The sequence below is a fragment of the Providencia sp. 21OH12SH02B-Prov genome (assembly GCF_027362595.1).
GTDB lineage: Bacteria > Pseudomonadota > Gammaproteobacteria > Enterobacterales > Enterobacteriaceae > Providencia > Providencia zhejiangensis.
In genome coordinates this window covers 1,290,169-1,305,882 of sequence record NZ_CP114796.1, presented here as the reverse complement: position 1 = coordinate 1,305,882, position 15,714 = coordinate 1,290,169, and the positions used below count along the sequence as shown (strand labels likewise).

Below are 15,714 nucleotides of genomic sequence, written 5' to 3'. Positions count from 1 at the left end.
AATGCATCCATGCAAACTTCCCGATAAATAACCTTACGTTGTTTAACTCAATTCAAGCTAATCCCGTGTTATTGCAAACTAGACTCTGCTTAAGGCGATGACGACGACATCCCCTTAACAAGGGTATCAATTCCCCCATCCTTAATCAGTTATCGATGCATCAAAGAATGATTTAAGGCGCGACTATCGGGCGGCAAGCCGCCCTTAGCGCATGGCTCTCCCTACAGAGCCATGCGCTAGTACTGCCGTACTCGATTTGCGACCATATCCTTAATTTTATCTGCTGCTGCAACAACTTCTGGTTTTTTCGCTACCTGAGCGGTTCCTGTACGCCACCAAGCTTCATAACCATTAGTCATGGTCTTAGGTAGCACTTTGATATCAATTAAGACACAACCAGACTGTGATTTTGCCTCTTCGATAGCCGCAATTAATTGTGCTTCATCATGAACACGATAGCTTTTACATCCATAACTCTCGGCATTTTTAGCAAAGTCCACTTTAACTAAAGGACCGTCCATTTGCCCCGTTTTAGGATTACGGTGACGATTCTCTGTGCCAAAACTGCCCATTCCTTGACTCATTTGCAGGTTGTTAATGCAGCCAAATCCTGCGTTATCAAATAACAGAATGGTAATTTTTATGTTTTCTTGGATGGCGGTTTGTAACTCGCTGTGTAACATCAGGTATGAGCCATCTCCTACCATCGCATAAACAGGCTGATCTGGTGCGGCAATTTTCGCCCCTACCGCAGCGGCGACTTCGTAGCCCATACAGGAATACCCGTATTCCAGATGATAAGTATCAGGATGTTTAGGTAACCAAATGCGTTGTAAATCACCGGGTAACGAGCCTGCTGCACCAACAACAATAGCGTCATCCTCCATATACTGTTGCATTAGCCCCAGCACACGAGTTTGGGTCAGTTCAGAGCCTAAAACCTCACGGTACTCTTCTAACTTATCATCCAGATGTCCCGCAATTTCAGGAATAAAATTCAATGGGTTATACTGAATTGAAAACAGTCTTTCTAACTCAGATTGCCATTGTTTTTTGGCCTGCTGAATACGCTCACCCCACTGAGCCTGATAGCCACAATCTTGTAGCAAGGCATCAAGCGCTGTTAAGCCTTCTTTTGCGTCAGCAATGATTTTTAAGGCATCTAATTTACAAGCATCAAACTCAGCAACGTTAATATTTAAAAACTGGACATCAGGGTGACTAAATAAGGATTTGGATGCCGTCGTAAAATCCGTGAAACGCGTACCGACACCAATGATTAAGTCTGCTTCTTTCGCTAATAGGTTAGCTGCCAAGCCGCCTGTTGTACCAATACCACCGACATTCAGCGGATGATCGGCCACAATGGCACTTTTACCCGCCTGAGTCTCTCCAAATGGGATCGCATAATGTTCAGCAAAAGTACGAAATGCCTCATGCGCCTCGGAATAGCGAACACCACCACCACAGATAAGTAATGGTTTTTTCTTACTACGAATTAAATTTACAGCATCGGCTAAACTCACCGTCGTTGCAGGACGGCGTTCAATACGATGAACACGCTTGGCAAAGAAATAATCAGGATAGTCCCACGCTTCACCTTGAACATCTTGCGGTAAACAAATTGTCACTGCGCCAGTATCAGCCGGATCGGTTAATACGCGCATCGCATTGATCATCGCTGCCATTAATTGCTCAGGGCGAGACACGCGATCCCAATAGCGGGAAACAGGTCGAAAGCAATCATTCGTGCTGATCGTACCATCACCATACTGTTCCACTTGCTGTAAAACAGGATCCGGCTGGCGGGTTGCGAAAGTATCACCTGGCAGCAGTAACAGAGGGATACGGTTAGCGGTCGCTGTCGCGGCCGCTGTCACCATATTTGCCGCTCCCGGCCCAACAGAAGATGTGACGGCACAAATTTGCTTACGTTTTTTCTGTTTTGCAAAACCCGTTGCGATGTGTGCCATCCCTTGTTCGTTGCATCCTTGATAAACTTGTAGGTGTCCAGGCGCCTCTTCCAGCGCCTGTCCTAAACCTACCACGTTACCATGGCCGAAGATGGTAAATACTCCCTGAATAAACGGATACTGCTCACCATCAACTTCAACATATTGTTGGTTCAGAAACTTAACTAATGCTTGAGCTGTGGTCATTGTCTGCTTATTCATATGGGGCTCCATTTATTCCATAGTTGGCATTGTGAAACTACTTTCATGATGCTCCAGACGTACACTTGCAGGCCAACGGCTGGTAACCGTTTTCATACGTGTATAGAAGCGGACACCATCATTACCATGAACGTTCAAAGGTCCAAAGATAGAGCGTTTCCAACCACCAAAGCTATGGAATGCCATTGGGACTGGAATTGGGATATTGATACCGACCATGCCTGCCATGACATTTTCTTGGAATTCACGGGCAGTTTCACCATCGCGCGTGAAAATAGCGGTACCGTTGCCATACTCATGTTGGTTAATTAATTTCAACCCTGTTTCGAAATCAGGAACACGAACAATCGCAAGTACGGGTCCAAAAATTTCATCTTTATAGATATCCATTTCAGGGGTGACATTATCAAACAGGGTCGGTCCAACAAAATAACCGTTTTCGAAGCCGGCGACTTTAAAATCACGGCCATCAACCAACAATTTAGCGCCTTGTTTCTCACCGCTGGTAATGTAATCACAAATTTTCGCTTTATGCTGTGCAGAAATCACAGGCCCCATATCATTTTCTTTACCTTCAACAATGCCAGGGCCGACAGTCATTTTAGCGATTTGCGCTTCTAAATGAGTAATCAATGTATCCGCAGTTTCATCGCCAACAGCCAGCACAACAGATAGAGCCATACAGCGTTCACCCGCCGCACCAAATGCAGCGCCCATAATTGCATTTGTCGCCAGATTCATATCCGCATCAGGCATCAAGATACAATGGTTTTTCGCACCGCCGAGAGCTTGGCAACGTTTGCCATGTTCTGAAGCCGTTGTATAGATATACTCAGCAATTGGCGTTGAACCAACAAAGCTAACCGCTTGAACTTCAGGTGCTCTTAAGAGTACATCAACCGATTCTTTATCACCTTGTACAACGTTAAAGACACCATCTGGTAAACCTGCTTCTTTTAACAATTTTGCTAGCGCAATAGCGAGAGAAGGATCTTTTTCAGAAGGTTTAAGTACAAACGTATTTCCCGTAGCCAACGCAACGGGGAACATCCACATGGGGACCATGGCAGGGAAATTAAAAGGTGTAATACCTGCACACACACCTAATGGTTGCATTAACGAGTGGCTATCAACACCTGTTGCAACATTCGCTGAGTGCTCACCTTTTTGTAAATGTGGGATACCACAAGCAAATTCAACAACTTCTAGACCACGAGTTAACTCGCCAACCGCATCGGAAAAAACCTTACCATGCTCTTGAGAAATTAAACGCGCTAAATCATCCATATTGGCTTCAAGTAGTACCTTAAATTTAAATAGGATACGAGCACGTTTGAGTGGTGACAGTTTTGACCACTTAGGGAAAGCTTTGTGGGCGACCTCTATTGCCTGTTTAGTTTCAGCGGCACTGCTCAACACAACTTGAGCTATTTGTTCACCTGTTGCAGGGTTAAATACGGGTGCAAAACGCCCACTTTGGCTGGATACAAGTTCACCGCCAATGAAATTCTGAATCTGTTGCATGTTGCCTCTCTTTAGCTGATAGAGTTACCTTGTTGCTAAAGATATATGAAATATTCATTTCATTTTCAACTAAAACTGAAATAACATTCAATTTATGTGATCCAGACTGAGTTTTTATGAAATTGTCGATTGAAGATAAAGACAGATGTTTTAAAAATCGTTTTAATCAGCCCTCAGTATGAAAGGCAATATGAATTGATTATTCCATTTGGTCGGATTAGTTTTTCAAAAACATTCGACTAACGGCTGAAAATAACTACAATCAATAGCCTAGTCACGGAGGTTTTATGTCAACTGCATCGAATTTGAATGAATTTCAGGAGCAAGTTCGCTCCCGTTACGATGAACTAAGTAAACGGCTGCAACAAGTAGCACGCTATGTGCTGGATAACACGAATAGCGTGGCATTTGATACTGTGGCGGTCATCGCTAAAGAAGCCAATGTTCCACCTTCAACTTTAATCCGCTTTGCCAATGCATTTAATTTCAGTGGATTTAATGAAATGAAACAATTGTTTCGTATGAATTTAGTTGAAGAGACAGCAAGCTATACTGATCGCGCTCGCTTATTTCGTGAAATGGATAGTGACCAAGAACTCAGCGATGATCCCGCTCAGATCTTAAAAGAATTTGCACACTCCAATGCGCAAGCATTGCAACAAATGGCGGCCAGAACGCCAGCAGAAGATTTAGAAAAGGCAGTAACGCTTTTATCTGAAGCAAATAATGTTTATATCATTGGCTTACGCCGTTCCTTCAGTGTTGCCACTTATTTAAGTTATGCTCTTAGCCATTTAGAGTGCCGCCCTCAATTAATTGACGGTCTTGGTGGTATGTTCAAAGAGCAAATAAGTCGAATTGGTGAAAATGACGTTGTCATTTCAATTAGTTTTACACCTTATGCTGAAGAAACCATTATGGTCAGCGAAAAAGCAGCACAGACTGGTGCCAAACAAATCGTGATCACGGATAGCCAAATTAGCCCACTCGCAAGTTTTAGTGATGTTTGCTTTGTTATCAAAGAAGCGCAGGTTGATGCATTCCGTTCACAATCCGCAACACTTTGTCTAGTACAATCGCTCACGGTTGCGCTGGCTTATAGACAAGGCAGTAAACTGGTTTAATCGAAAATGGGCTTTACTCACAAATACCTCCGTTGTGACTAAGCCCAACAGACTCACGTTATATTAAACGCCTTTCTCTACTCCCCACACAATAAAATCAATTAATTTATTTAAATATCAATAAAATACAATAAAAAATACGATTATTAATCCTTATTAACAGCAGAAAGACCGATAAATATCGAAACACACAATAGATTTATAGATTAAAAATCTAATAACCAATTGAATATAGAGAGTTTATTTAATCCAATATGGATTTATTATCAGCGATAATAAAATTGTGATACCCATCAGAAAACATCAATTTCAATAAAAATAATAATGGAATTATTATTCCACGCTGTTATGTTGAAATAATGTAAACACCTGAAACTAATCTTTCGGTGAGGAATGATCACATGAATACACACTTTCTCTATCTCTTTGGCCACCTTCGCTTGCTTGAACAGCAACATGCGCTTGTTTCGTTAAACAAGACGGGTATTGGCCTTATCGGCTCGCCTAGGCATAACCAATGGTATACGCAGGCAATATTACATAGCCAACACCATTGTGAACTTAAATCCGTCTGTGTGCTTGAGTCTCCCCTTCCTTCCGCTTCTTACTTCATTTGTCAAAAAAGAAAAATTGAACAGCTGATAGAAAATGATGCTGTTGATACCGTTATTGTCACCTCCGTCTGTAGTGATGAATTATTAAAATTTATTATTCAGGCCACTATTCATTCAGGTAAAAATATATTACTTAATAATGTTCCAAATTATGGAACTAATGAATTTAACGATTTATTAAAATTAGCCAAACAAAACGATGCTAATATTTGTCAAAGTAACGTATTACTCTTTTCTAACCAATACGACAAAGTTAAAGCAATATTATCGAACAAAAGTATACCCGATAGTGGCTTATTACGTTTATCAGCCCATAGGCAAATTGATCAAAATGACCCGCTTTCTAAAGCTAAATTACGCTCATTAATTGCAGAAAAAGTGACGTTATTACTCAATTCACTTCCTGACTTTAAATTCGATACCTCATCTGTTCAATACTCTCGTCCGCTATCTAATATTGAAGCCGGCGATGTATTAATTATTAACCTTAAAAATAATGGTGGCTTTCTCGTTTCATTTGAACTGTTTTTTAATACAGGTAATGTTTCAGATAAATTGTCATTAAAACAACACCATCATGATCTTCAATTCGAGAATTTTCTAATGTTCAATAATCAAAATTCAATTATTGACGAAAACTCATTGATGATAAAGCAACTTGATTATTTCATATTAAGTTTACATAAAATAAACAAAATACGGGTAACTACTCAGTTATTACTGGTTAATCAAATGACTGAGTCTATTTTAGCACAACTTGAATTAAGTAAATTTATTTAATGATTAAAAACATAATCAATACGAATTAATAACATTAATAATTATAACTTTATTGATTGTTTTTTTTGATTAAATCTAGATTAATTAAGTAATATTACTATATTGAACAATCAAGCCCGGAAGAAACAGAGTAACCGCAGACGCTCTGTAATTTCTTCCGGTCCGATTAACTTTCTCATAGTATCTCGCTATGTTTAATCCTAGTGGTTTTACTGATAGTGCTCACAAGATATTTATACCTTCCTTGCGATATGTTATCCCTTTAATGGAGAGTGCACCGAGTACCTACGTTAACGTTAACAACCCCATATAGAAACGTGGTTGGCTCTAAATTAAATAAGCAGGCAAACTGAAATAATGAATCGACGTCAATACAACTTTCGCCACTTTCAAAACGGCACATTTGATCCTCTGAAACACCAATCAATCGCGCTGTTTGCTTTAACGTCATTTTATGACTTTCTCTTTGTTTACGAATTTTGATACCTAGCATTTTTGCAATATTATCTTTTTGCATAATAACCCCCTAAAATATAATCGAAGTGCAGTTAGTTTTATGGTGCGTAAATTAACATTCAATCCCTATAATTTAATTGATTTAAATTAAACAATTACGCTAAAAAAACCTTCCAATTACGATTATCCACAAAAGAATAATACTAGAGATAAAATAATAACAACTTGAATTACATTAGAAAAAATTAAAAGCAAGCTATGTTATTACCGAAAACGTATTGTGACACTAATCACAAAAAAAACGTATCCTAATTTCGTATTATTCAATTTGGGAATGTCTTTAAAAGACTATAACACATATTTTTAATATGTTTATTATTAATATTTTATTTCGATTTCGAAAAGTAACTATAAGATTAGTTCTATATTATAATCAAATTAAGTAAGTTTACCTTTAAATTTTGTGACATTTTATGTCTATTGATTTCAGACTATTAATTTTTTTAATAAAAAAACATTTAAAGTCATATTTTAATTCTCAAAGTCTAGTATATTATTGATGATAAAAAGCATAAAAATCAAAAATAGTCATCATTATTAGATAAATAACCGTCATAAAATGATTTCAAAGATTTATATTATATTTGGAAAGTTATAACCAATTGTAAACAGTGAATAACACAATAGTTAGGTCACTGAATTAAAAAGAACAAATATAAAATATATGCAGCAACTGGGGAATCTTTAAATAACAATTTGTTCATTTTGGAGAGTTCTAAGGTATGTCTCATAATGATATGAATAATATGATGATGTTAGCACGTCATTTACCTCAAAAATCAGTTGCCCTAATCCTTGCTGGTGGTAGAGGTACACGTCTTAAAGGTTTAACCCTCAAACGCGCTAAACCCGCCGTTCACTTTGGGGGAAAATTTCGTATTATCGATTTCGCATTATCCAATTGTCTAAATTCTGGAATTAGACGTATTGGTGTCATCACCCAATATCAATCTCATTCATTAGTCCAACATATACAAAGAGGATGGTCTTTTTTCAATGAAGAGATGAATGAGTTTGTCGATTTACTTCCGGCACAACAGCGAGAAATAACAGATCACTGGTATAAAGGCACCGCTGATGCCGTCTATCAGAACATGGATATTATTCGTAATTATGATGCTGAGTATGTCGTGATCCTTGCCGGTGATCACATCTATAAGATGGATTACTCTCGCATGTTGCTCGATCATGTAAATAACGACGCAAAATTTACCGTTGCTTGTATTAAAGTAAAAAAAGAAGAAGCCCATCAATTCGGTATAATGGAAATTGATGATAACCGCTGGATCACTCAATTCCATGAAAAACCTCAGCATCCTCCTGTATTAAAAGCATCTCCCGATTCATGTTTAGCCAGCATGGGGATCTACATTTTTAATAGTGATTATCTCTACAAAATGCTTGAGGACGATAGTATTTGCCCCAATTCGAGTAATGATTTCGGAAAAGATATCATTCCCAAAATTGTTGCTCGCCGAGAAGCTCTCGCACATCCCTTTGAATATTCATGCGTCACAAGTAATAGCAATGTTCCCCCTTATTGGCGCGATGTCGGCACCTTAGAAGCTTATTGGTCCGCGACACTTGATCTAGCATCTGTGACACCTGAGTTAGATATGTATGACCGAAACTGGCCGATTCGAACTTATATGGAACCATTACCGCCAGCAAAATTTGTGCAAGATCGTTCTGGAAGCCATGGAATGACGATGAACTCACTGGTTGCAGGCGGCTGTATTATTTCAGGCTCTATTGTTATCCATTCCGTATTATTCCCTCGTGTAAGAGTTAACTCATTTTGCAATATTGAATCTTCTATTTTACTCCCCGGCGTCAATGTTGGACGTTCATCACGTCTGCGGCGTTGTATTATCGATCGAGGCTGTATTATTCCTGAAAATACAGTCATTGGTGAAAACCCTGAAGAAGATAGTCAACGTTTCTACCGAACTGAACAGGGTATCGTTCTTGTCACAAAAGAAATGTTAGATAATTTGAATCATGAATAAGGAATGAAATTGTGAGCACCCATTTTGTTTATGAATGTCATTCTCCCCAAGTGACACAAGAGGCACTAAAAAGCTCGATTATCTATAAATTGAAATTTGTGATTGGCAAAGAACCTTATATTGCAACGCAAAGGGAATGGTTAGAGGCTATTTTATTGGCGATACGCGATCGGGTTGTAAACCGTTGGATGACAACTAATCGAGCGACCTATTCGCAGCAGGTTAAGCAAGTTTACTACTTATCGATGGAGTTTTTACTTGGGCGCTCATTATCCAATGCATTGATTTCAATGAATATGTATGATGACCTGACTCAAGTAGTGACTGAACTCGGATTCGATTTCGAACAGTTGTTAGAGCAAGAAACAGATCCAGGTCTAGGTAATGGGGGTTTAGGGAGGCTAGCAGCTTGCTTTTTAGACTCTCTAGCCACACTGAACCTACCCGGTGGCGGCTATGGCATTCGTTATGAATACGGCATGTTTAAACAAACCATTCGTAATGGCCAGCAAATTGAATGTCCAGACGACTGGCTTGCTCATGGAAATCCTTGGGAGTTTCCTCGAACAGAAAGTCGCTATCAAATACAATTTGAAGGCCATGTAGTCGAAGAAGAAGGTCGTTATCAATGGGTAAAAACTAACGATATTATCGCCATTGCTTATGATCAAATCATTCCCGGCTATAATACTGAAGCAACCAATACGCTCCGTCTATGGAGTGCTAAAGCAAGCGATGAGTTCGACCTACAAATTTTTAATGATGGCGAATATTATTCAGCGGTAAAGAAAAAAAATGACTCTGAGAATGTTTCCCGCGTTCTTTACCCTAACGACTCTACCTATTCAGGAAAAGAACTACGCTTAAAGCAAGAATTTTTTCTTGTTTCTGCTTCAGTTCAAGACATACTTTATCGACACTGGCTAGTGTATAAACGTTGGGATAACTTAGCGGACAAAGTAGCCATTCATTTAAATGATACGCATCCTGTTCTTGCTATTCCGGAGCTTATTCGACTACTGGTCGATAAACACCAAGTGAGTTGGCAAGAAGCAATGACTCTGGCAAAAAGAGTATTTTCTTATACAAACCATACTTTAATGAGTGAAGCGCTGGAAACTTGGCCAGTTGAAATGATCCGTAAAATTCTACCGCGCCATTTGCAAATCATTTATCAAATTAATGATGAATTTTTACAGCATGTTAGCCAAGAGTTTCCACATGATTATGAACTTCCTCGACGTGTTTCCATCATTAATGAAGAGCATGGACAGCTCGTTCGAATGGCTTGGCTAGCAGCTATCGTCAGCCATAAAGTGAATGGTGTCTCTAAGCTACATAGCCAGCTAATGACGGACTCTCTCTTTGCTGACTTTGCTAAAATTTTTCCCAATAAATTTTGCAATATCACCAATGGCATTACACCTAGACGTTGGTTAGCCATTGCGAACCCTGAACTCACGTCGATGATAGAAAGTTATATTGGCCAACAATGGTTAGTTGACTTACCGCAGCTCTGCGAACTGAAACAATGGATAGATTACCCACAGTTCTTAGACAAATTGAGCCAAGTGAAAAAAAGTAACAAAATGAAATTGGCGCACTTTATTGCACAAACTCAGCAAATTGTTATCAATCCCGAAGCCTTATTTGATGTACAAATCAAACGCATCCATGAATATAAGCGCCAACTATTAAATTTACTGCATGTCATTACTCGCTATAATCGAATATTAGCTAACCCTGAAAAAAATTGGGTACCTCGTGTGGTGATTTTTTCAGGTAAAGCGGCCTCATCCTATAGCGCGGCTAAAAAAATTATTCATCTCATCAACGATGTTGCTACCGTTATTAATAATGACCAACGCATTGATTCACGGCTAAAAGTCGTTTTTATCCCTGATTACAGTGTCAGTTTGGCACAAAAAATTATCCCTGCGACCGATCTTTCTGAACAAATATCTCTCGCAGGTACTGAAGCGTCGGGAACGGGTAATATGAAATTTGCGCTAAATGGGGCGTTAACAATAGGCACATTAGATGGCGCCAATGTTGAAATTCGTGAGCATGTCGGTCCTGATAATATTTTCATATTCGGGAATACCATTGATCAAGTGAAACAAATCAAGCAAAACTACTATTACCCACGCTGGTATTATGAAAATGATACGGAACTAAAACAGGTCATAGACCAAATTGCGAACGGCTATTTTAAACCTGATACCCCTAATTTTTATCAAGATTTAACGCATAGCTTATTAGATGGCGGCGATCAATATTTACTCTTTGCAGATTATCGTAGCTACATTAATACGCAAGAACAGGTCGATCATCTATATCAAGACCCATTAGCTTGGCAAGCCAAAGTTGCACAAAATATTTGCAATATGGGATTTTTTTCGTCAGATAGAACGATAAAAGACTATGCTTCTCAAATTTGGCAAATTAACCCTATCATTTTGTGAGTATATGATTTAGATTGGACTAATAATTTAAGTTAGGTGTGATTTTAGTCATAAACTTACTTAACTTCACAACTATTTAAAAAAATTCTCAGTCGGCATGCTATCCTGATGCCGACTGGAATGTATTTTGGTATAGCCTAAAAAGTCCAAATCATGTTCACTCTATCTTTATTTTAGATCTTGGACAAAGCCGATTTAAAAGGGTCATCATGCTTCAAGAAAGTGTTATCAGAGAAATTATTCTTTGGATCGAGAAAAATTTAGAGTCTCGCCTATCTTTAGATACTGTTGCTGAAAAATCAGGATATACTAAATGGCATTTCCAACGCCTATTTAAAAACCAAACAGGGCTTGCCTTAGGTTCCTATATCCGTGCTAGACGTTTATCTTGTTCAGCAGTGGCTCTTCGGCTCACAAACGATAGCATTATGGATATCTCTTTGCGTTATCGATTTGACTCGCAACAAACATTTTGTCGAGCCTTTAAAAAACAGTTCAATGTCACACCTTCTGAGTATCGCAAAAGAACAGGCTGGAAAATTGAAGGCTTTTGTTTGCCATTAAGGGAAAGCAAAGAATTTAGTGTTGAGGTTAGCCTAACCAAGTTAGAGCCCATCACACTTATCGGCAAACAGCACCGGTATACAAAAGGGATTAATGAGTGGAATTTTAAAACTGAAGAACTCAGACGCTATTACTGGCGAGAATTCCTCAGTGAAACCCAATGCGTTACCACTAATTTATATGCAATTCATGGCGTTGATACGATCGACTCGCAGGAAGGACAATTTTGTTATACCACTGCATTGGATGAGGATGACCTTGATACTGTCGCCTTTAATCCCAAAACGATAACTCTCCCTGATGGTGACTATTTACAAATTAAGTTTACCTGCGATGAGCTTCATGGCATCGATTACAACGATATCATCTACACTGTTTATGGGAAAGTCCTCGCGAGTATGGATATAGCGAGAGGAGAAGGCTGTGACATTGAAAACTATGTCTTAAAAACTAAGCCTAATTACCAATCATTTCTTAATAGTCCTCGTACCTACCTTAAAGAGCTAAACTATTATATTCCCGTCATTATCTGACACTATCATCGCCCTTCGCAACGCGAGGGGTTATGACTCCCATCCTGAACGTTAATAAAAAAACAAAACAACCGCAGTAATATTGCCGATAATACACATTCGTTTATATGGATTGAAACAATAAAAATACATCAATAATAAATTCAAAAGCTCCTCAAATAGAATGATGGCTCATTATCAACCATCATCATAAGCTCTATCAATTACCGATAAAATCGTCATTCAAATGTAGTCTATTATTTAATTCAATATATTGATGATACAAAAAAGACATTTTAGATTTAGAATAAAATGTTCATGTGAGTTAATCGTTAATTCCCCATCTTCTGTATACAGCTATTTTGACATAAATAACGTTGAATACTTTTATGATCATTAACATTAATAAATATCAATTTCATTATCAAAACAAACATCAATAAATGATATTCTAATAACGACTACATTGTGTCATTCCACATATTTATTTGAATGTTGTTTAAATAAGGTTAATATTTAATATAACTATCTCCCATTGAAAATAGATAAATATCGCGTTAGGATAAATCTGAGTCTTATCTTTTGAAAGGACAGATAAATAATAATCTAACTTTACGATAAGGAACTAATGATAATGGTTAAAAATAATACACCAACGGGTCTTATGGTTATCTTTGTCGGCTTACTCGCCGCGCTAGCAGGCCTTTTTTTTGGTTTAGATACCGGTGTTATTTCTGGCGCCCTTCCCTTTATAAGTCAGCAGTTTGATATATCTTCAACCCAACAAGAACTCGTCGTTAGCTCAATGATGTTCGGTGCAGCCGCCGGTGCAATTATTAGTGGCTGGTTATCTTCTTTGGGGGGAAGAAAGAAAAGTTTATTAATTAGCTCAATATTATTTATTATCGGTGCGTTAGGTTCTGCTTTTTCACCCAATGCCAATATACTTATTTTTTCAAGAGTCATATTAGGACTCGCTATTGGTATTTCATCATTCACGACCCCCGCTTATTTATCAGAAATTGCACCTAAAAAGATCCGGGGTGGGATGATCTCTATGTATCAGTTAATGATTACTATTGGTATTTTACTGGCTTTTATTTCTGATACTGCTTTTAGTTATGATCATGCATGGCGTTGGATGCTCGGAATAACCGCTATTCCTGCTGTTCTGTTATTTATTGGCGTCACTTTTTTACCAGAAAGCCCTCGTTGGTTAGCCAGCAAAAATAGGTCTAATGATGCCAAAGCTATTTTATTAAAATTAAGGAAATCAGAAACTGAAGCAATACAAGAATTAGAGGATATATTTAACAGCTTAAAAGTAAAACAAACTGGATTTGGATTATTCAAAAGCAACAGTAATTTCCGCCGCACTGTCTTTTTGGGGATTGCATTACAATTTATGCAACAACTGACCGGTATTAATGTCATTATGTATTATGCGCCCAAAATTTTTTCGCTCGCTGGTTTTGAAAGTACCGTTCAGCAAATGTATGGCACCGTTCTCATTGGTCTCGTCAACGTCATCGCCACTATTTTTGCGATTTCGATTGTTGACCGTTTCGGACGGAAAAAATTATTAACCTTTGGCTTTAGTGTCATGGCAATCAGTATCGGTTTTCTTGCCTACTTATTATCATTCGATGCTCACTCTCAATTATCACAGTACACTAGCATCGCCTTTTTATTAATCTTTATTATTGGCTTTGCTGTGAGTGCAGGACCCGTTATGTGGGTGCTCTGTTCTGAAATTCAACCTTTGAGAGGACGTGATTTTGGTATCACTTGTTCCACTACATCAAACTGGATAGCCAACATGATTGTCAGTGCAACCTTCCTAACATTGCTATCAACATTAGGAGACACCAATACATTTTGGGTTTACGCGGCACTGAACGCCCTATTTATTATTGTCACACTCTACTTTGTGCCTGAAACAAAGAATGTTTCATTAGAGCATATTGAAGAAAATTTAATGAAAGGTCATGCCCTAAGAGATATTGGCCGCTAACCATATTTAGCGCTATCCATCGTTCTTTTATAAAATACCCGATATCACTATCGGGTATTTTAGACCACTGACGAGCCTCATGCTTTTTGCATGGGGTTTATTCGCCGTTCAACGACTGACGTCATTTCGTTCCAAGGGAAAAACTACCATGACTCCCATATGCGACCCCGATGGTATTTTGTCCCTACTGTAGGGGCTTTTTACTCTGAAAGAAAACTTATTTGCACACTGAAACGCCACCATCAACATACAGTGAAGCCCCAGTCATAAAGCTCGACATAGAGCTCGCCAGAAACAACGCTGAAGATGCAATTTCTTCCGGTTCAGCTAACCGCTTCATTGCATGTAAATTGGCAGCCCATTCACGCTGTTGCTGATCTCCTGCCATGTCCGTGTTAACCCCACCCGGTAAAATAACGTTTGCCCGTATTTTCTTATCGGAATAATCCGCAGCGATACCTTTAGCTAATGCCAGCAAGGACGCTTTTGCCGTACCATAACTGCTCATTCCGGGAAGCCCAACACGACTGCCAACAAAACTGGATGTGAATATGATCGAGCCACCACCCGATTTAACCATCAAGGGTATCTGGTGTTTAACCCCTAAGAACGCAGCGGTAGAGTTTGTATTCTGAACTTGATTCCATTCATTGAGATCGAACTCGGCAACGGGTTTTATTGGCCCGACCATACCGGCATTGTTAACCGCAATATCCAACTGACCAAACTCTTGAGATATTAGGTCTGATATTCCCTTATGCGTTTTTTCTAAACACACATCTCCAACATAATAAATCGCCGTTCCCCCCGCAGAACGGATCTCACTTACCACTCGCTGAAGCTCTTCTTCACGCCGGCCAGTCAAACAAACAGAAGCCCCGTTCTGTGCGAACATGATGGCAATAGAGCGACCAATGCCTGAAGATGCGCCAGTAATAATTGCCGTTTTACCTTTAAGTAGCATGTTAGATACCTCATTGACGATGATGAGCTCAATGTACTGTGCTTTGAAAGTGTAAAAACTCTGGTTATTGCTTTTTATTTTGCCCAAAAGTCATGGTTTATTGTGTGACAATCAGGCCTGCGTTTTTATTTTCGGCGGGACAATCACTGACACTGTCCGCAAAAAAGCACTGACCGCAATGAAAGAGAGGAAGCCACCCTGTATTGCGAAGACATCAAAATAAATTCAAGCCTCATCGCGATATCGATTTTTCTAACAAGGCGCTCTTCAGAAATCAGTTCATTCACCGCAAGGGCTGCGAACTGATATTGTTGGGGGAATGCTTCTTTTAACCAATCGGTTAGCTCATTATTTATACTGACCTTATAAGATCAAAGCCCTCAAAAAACGAGGGCTTTGTCAGTAGTTTGAAATACCCGATATCACTATCGGCTATGTTACTTTCAATCCGTAA

At 38.9% G+C, this 15,714-nt stretch carries 10 protein-coding genes; 6 read left to right on the top strand and 4 right to left on the bottom strand.

Annotated elements, in window-relative coordinates; all coding sequences use genetic code 11:
• Window positions 1-236: 236 nt before the first annotated feature.
• Both iolD and O7C57_RS06235 read right to left on the bottom strand, forming a co-directional pair.
• Window positions 237-2,174 (bottom strand): 3D-(3,5/4)-trihydroxycyclohexane-1,2-dione acylhydrolase (decyclizing), encoded by a 1,938-nt coding sequence (gene iolD, locus O7C57_RS06240; RefSeq protein ID WP_195848148.1) that lies wholly within the window; start codon window positions 2,172-2,174, stop codon window positions 237-239.
• Window positions 2,175-2,186: 12 nt separating this feature from the next.
• Window positions 2,187-3,698 (bottom strand): CoA-acylating methylmalonate-semialdehyde dehydrogenase, encoded by a 1,512-nt coding sequence (locus tag O7C57_RS06235; protein ID WP_269723777.1) that lies wholly within the window; start codon window positions 3,696-3,698, stop codon window positions 2,187-2,189.
• Between the two features lie 287 nt (window positions 3,699-3,985).
• Here O7C57_RS06235 and O7C57_RS06230 point away from each other — a divergent pair, with 287 nt between their 5' ends.
• Both O7C57_RS06230 and O7C57_RS06225 read left to right on the top strand, forming a co-directional pair.
• A complete protein-coding gene (locus tag O7C57_RS06230; protein ID WP_196713392.1) occupies window positions 3,986-4,822 on the top strand; it encodes a MurR/RpiR family transcriptional regulator in 837 nt (278 codons plus the stop codon).
• A gap of 401 nt (window positions 4,823-5,223) precedes the next feature.
• On the top strand, window positions 5,224-6,216 hold the full coding sequence (locus O7C57_RS06225; protein WP_269723776.1) for a hypothetical protein: 993 nt from the start codon (window positions 5,224-5,226) through the stop codon (window positions 6,214-6,216).
• A 262-nt stretch (window positions 6,217-6,478) separates the two neighbouring features.
• Here O7C57_RS06225 and O7C57_RS06220 read toward each other — a convergent pair whose 3' ends face one another.
• The gene (locus O7C57_RS06220; protein WP_154635594.1) at window positions 6,479-6,733 is read right to left on the bottom strand and encodes a helix-turn-helix domain-containing protein; all 255 of its coding nucleotides are present in this window, start codon (window positions 6,731-6,733) and stop codon (window positions 6,479-6,481) included.
• Window positions 6,734-7,454: 721 nt separating this feature from the next.
• On the opposite strand from O7C57_RS06220, the gene glgC reads away from it, so the two are divergent.
• The 4 genes from glgC to O7C57_RS06200 all read left to right on the top strand — a co-directional run bounded on the left by glgC (window position 7,455) and on the right by O7C57_RS06200 (window position 14,296).
• Window positions 7,455-8,741 (top strand): glucose-1-phosphate adenylyltransferase, encoded by a 1,287-nt coding sequence (gene glgC, locus O7C57_RS06215; RefSeq protein WP_196713394.1) that lies wholly within the window; start codon window positions 7,455-7,457, stop codon window positions 8,739-8,741.
• A gap of 11 nt (window positions 8,742-8,752) precedes the next feature.
• A complete protein-coding gene (gene glgP / locus O7C57_RS06210; protein WP_250000202.1) occupies window positions 8,753-11,206 on the top strand; it encodes a glycogen/starch/alpha-glucan family phosphorylase in 2,454 nt (817 codons plus the stop codon).
• Window positions 11,207-11,415: 209 nt separating this feature from the next.
• Window positions 11,416-12,303 (top strand): helix-turn-helix domain-containing protein, encoded by an 888-nt coding sequence (locus tag O7C57_RS06205; protein ID WP_154621995.1) that lies wholly within the window; start codon window positions 11,416-11,418, stop codon window positions 12,301-12,303.
• Window positions 12,304-12,916: 613 nt separating this feature from the next.
• On the top strand, window positions 12,917-14,296 hold the full coding sequence (locus tag O7C57_RS06200) for a sugar porter family MFS transporter (protein WP_154621996.1): 1,380 nt from the start codon (window positions 12,917-12,919) through the stop codon (window positions 14,294-14,296).
• Between the two features lie 217 nt (window positions 14,297-14,513).
• Here the strand turns inward: O7C57_RS06200 and O7C57_RS06195 are convergent, their stop codons facing one another.
• Window positions 14,514-15,260, bottom strand: a complete 747-nt coding sequence (locus tag O7C57_RS06195) for an SDR family oxidoreductase (protein WP_247047702.1) — start codon at window positions 15,258-15,260, stop codon at window positions 14,514-14,516.
• Window positions 15,261-15,714 lie beyond the last annotated feature (454 nt).

Coding starts and splice junctions, on each gene's coding strand:
- O7C57_RS06205 (WP_154621995.1), top strand. CDS start 11,416: ATGCTTCAAGAAAGTGTTATCAGAGAAATTATTCTTTGGATCGAGAAA.
- O7C57_RS06230 (WP_196713392.1), top strand. CDS start 3,986: ATGTCAACTGCATCGAATTTGAATGAATTTCAGGAGCAAGTTCGCTCC.
- iolD (WP_195848148.1), bottom strand. CDS start 2,174: ATGAATAAGCAGACAATGACCACAGCTCAAGCATTAGTTAAGTTTCTG.
- O7C57_RS06235 (WP_269723777.1), bottom strand. CDS start 3,698: ATGCAACAGATTCAGAATTTCATTGGCGGTGAACTTGTATCCAGCCAA.
- O7C57_RS06220 (WP_154635594.1), bottom strand. CDS start 6,733: ATGCAAAAAGATAATATTGCAAAAATGCTAGGTATCAAAATTCGTAAA.
- O7C57_RS06200 (WP_154621996.1), top strand. CDS start 12,917: ATGGTTAAAAATAATACACCAACGGGTCTTATGGTTATCTTTGTCGGC.
- O7C57_RS06195 (WP_247047702.1), bottom strand. CDS start 15,260: ATGCTACTTAAAGGTAAAACGGCAATTATTACTGGCGCATCTTCAGGC.
- O7C57_RS06225 (WP_269723776.1), top strand. CDS start 5,224: ATGAATACACACTTTCTCTATCTCTTTGGCCACCTTCGCTTGCTTGAA.
- glgC (WP_196713394.1), top strand. CDS start 7,455: ATGTCTCATAATGATATGAATAATATGATGATGTTAGCACGTCATTTA.